Origin of the sequence: Entomohabitans teleogrylli, from assembly GCF_001484765.1 — a bacterium.
In the GTDB taxonomy this organism is placed as follows: Bacteria; Pseudomonadota; Gammaproteobacteria; order Enterobacterales; family Enterobacteriaceae; genus Entomohabitans; species Entomohabitans teleogrylli.
This window is the reverse complement of sequence record NZ_LLXO01000071.1, coordinates 1-2,554: the sequence shown is the minus strand read 5'-3', so window position 1 is coordinate 2,554 and position 2,554 is coordinate 1. Positions and strand designations below refer to the sequence as shown.

Annotated in this window: 4 protein-coding genes; all 4 read right to left on the bottom strand. The window is 48.7% G+C overall.

All coding sequences use genetic code 11. The features are described from left to right. Positions 1-220: 220 nt before the first annotated feature. Positions 221-874, bottom strand: coding sequence for a fimbrial protein (locus tag AQ981_RS25185; protein ID WP_249226391.1), 654 nt, complete (start codon positions 872-874; stop codon positions 221-223). After that, positions 807-1,283, bottom strand: a complete 477-nt coding sequence (locus AQ981_RS25180) for a fimbrial protein (RefSeq protein ID WP_121500745.1) — start codon at positions 1,281-1,283, stop codon at positions 807-809. The genes AQ981_RS25185 and AQ981_RS25180 overlap by 68 nt, the downstream gene beginning before the upstream one ends. A 54-nt stretch (positions 1,284-1,337) precedes the next feature. Beyond that, a complete protein-coding gene (locus AQ981_RS25175) occupies positions 1,338-1,841 on the bottom strand; it encodes a fimbrial protein (RefSeq protein ID WP_058914497.1) in 504 nt (167 codons plus the stop codon). Between the two features lie 21 nt (positions 1,842-1,862). After that, on the bottom strand, positions 1,863-2,554 hold a 692-nt coding region (locus AQ981_RS25170; protein WP_249226390.1), incomplete at its 5' end, for a fimbria/pilus periplasmic chaperone.

Genomic DNA, 2,554 nt, shown 5'->3' with positions numbered 1-2,554 from the left:
CCCCCTTCAACAATCGCGCTCACACCAGTTGGTAACAGAGAAATACAGGAGGCTGCAAAAATAAGCGTCCTGGTGAATTTGTTATAGTTGTATGTTGCATATTTCATCTAAATTTATTCCCTATCGCTATACAGCACCCGACATGCTCAATAAACAGTGGATGCTGTCACATTCTCCAGTGATGCATAAGCCAGCCATACCGGTGACTTAAAGCGTAAACTCAGTGATATTCCGCCCTGAATGTCGCTTTGGCTGTAAATGGACCTTCATCAAGCTCAATTCCCGGTGCCTGTACCAGTACCGCCTCCAGAGTGGGCATAGTCAGATTATTGATTTTCAGAGGCTCATTGAGTTTGAATGGCTGCCCGTTGGCGAAAATCTTCACCCCAAGCGCCGGACGCTCTGCAGTACGTACCGTTGCATCATCCGTGTCAAAGTTCACTGGCGAACCGGTATAGGTTAATGAAAGTTGCCACGCGGCTGTGGTATTTTCGCAAACAAGATCCAGCACCACCGGTTGCCGATAGATGCCGCTGGTGACTTTCTTAATACCGACCTTATCGCCAAAACTGACCAGCAGCTCAGCACCACCGTTTAGCGTGCAGGGTGGGGGCGTAATCAGCGTCCCGTGCAGGACAAGATTTTCTGGATCATCGGCCGCTCTTACCAGACTGAAACCACCGCCGGTCCCGTAAAGAATAAAAAACATTACCGTCGCAAAAGGAAATAATCTCGCCCTGCCGGCATTAGTGCAAAACAGACGAATAAATCGTGCTCTCATTGCCATGATTCTATTTCCTTTTATATCACTGATAATCCACAACCAGTGAAGCAACAACATTAAACGCCCCGCCGTCCAGATTAACGCTGCCATCTTTGACAGGCACCGCCGCCAGTTCCGGAACGCTTACCGGACTGAAATTTAACCAGGACCCCAGGGCTAAACGTTGTGTTCCATGTAAAAAAGCAATACCAAACCCGGTCTTACCCCCTGCGAGCGCAGAAGGATCAAAAGACGCCGGGGTCCCGGTTATGCGCAGCTTTAATGCATTATTGACGGCCTGCTGGCAATCCAGCGTGAAATCGATTTCCCTCTTATAATTCTCACCATCAATACGCGTTGTCATGACATCGCCAAAATCCACGCTGATAATATCGCCCTGGTTCCCCGAGACCTCACAGGGCGGTTGTTCCACAAGTATGCCGCTAAAATTGACTACCGCATCGGCCATCACGGAATGACTTACGCCAGCCATTCCACCGCCCAACAACAGCATAAACATCAGTTGCCGGGAAACCCGACGTGTTATTATTTGCCACATATCTGCACTCCCTTGCTACTGATAGTTAATAACCAGCGTTGCGGTGCCGGAGAAAGGTCCCCCGGTTAACGTGGCATTATTCTGGGCTACCGGGGCGGCATAGAGTGAAGGTACTGTCGGGTAGGTGAAATTTACCCAGCTCCCTGATGCCAGGGGGGTTGTTCCATTAAATAACCGGATCCCCAGCCCACTTTTACTGGTTCTGATCAAACCGCTACCAAAACCCGGCGAATCACCACTGATTGCCAGTTTCATGGCAACACGCTGGGGACTCTCACATTCGAGTTCGACCCTGACCGGTTGCTTATATTCTTCCCCATCTATTTTACGCGTCACAATGGAATTGCCGAAATCAACATCAACCACATCATTACCATTAACCGTGCATGTAGGCGCATCAACAATCACACCGCTGACATTCAGCAGCGTGGTGTCGCCTTCAGCAGCAAATACCGATGCAGGCAGAGCAACGATCCCAAAAATGGCGTAACAGAGACTACCCGTTAACTGTTTTTTCATTATTCATCCCTTAATAACTTTTTATTCGGCAATGGGGTTTTCAGGCTTACCGGCTTTACAGGTGTTGCCTGTACAGGTGAACGGCAATAAACGCTGGCTACCATAGTCATTGACAAAAACCAGAGTCGGTGAATTTCCGATACTACTGGCCGGAACATTGAGTTTTAATGAACTTCCGGGTGCGACCATTGAAGGATCAAATCCTTCAATCCTGTTTCCCCTGACACCATTACGCAATTCGACAAAAGAGAAATGATAAGGAGTGGGATTATTTACCACTATTGCAGTTCCCTTACGTGAGAGCGTCAGTGTCCCGGCACCCGGTACGGTGTCTGCCGTAGGGCTGATGACCAGGGATTTTGGTCTGTAGAAAACCTTAAGACGGGTCTGCATAACCAGGGTTAACACATTGGCCTTTTCATTCCTGGGTGGGATCTCGCGCAGGTTAAACCAGAAAACACTTTCTCGATCTTTAGGCAAAGAAGTTATATCAGGTAACGCCTGCACCCTGACCAGCGTTTTTCCGTCAGGCTCGATACGCTGTAGTGGCGGTACAATCATTAACGGCCCGGTTATCTTTTTCTCTTGCTCATTTTCCATCCAGACCTGAACAAGATAGGGATCCTGAGTATTACGATTTGCCACACCCACACTGACCGACTTATCACCTTCATTCAGCACCAGTCGTGAACGGTCAATAGTTAATGCAGCGC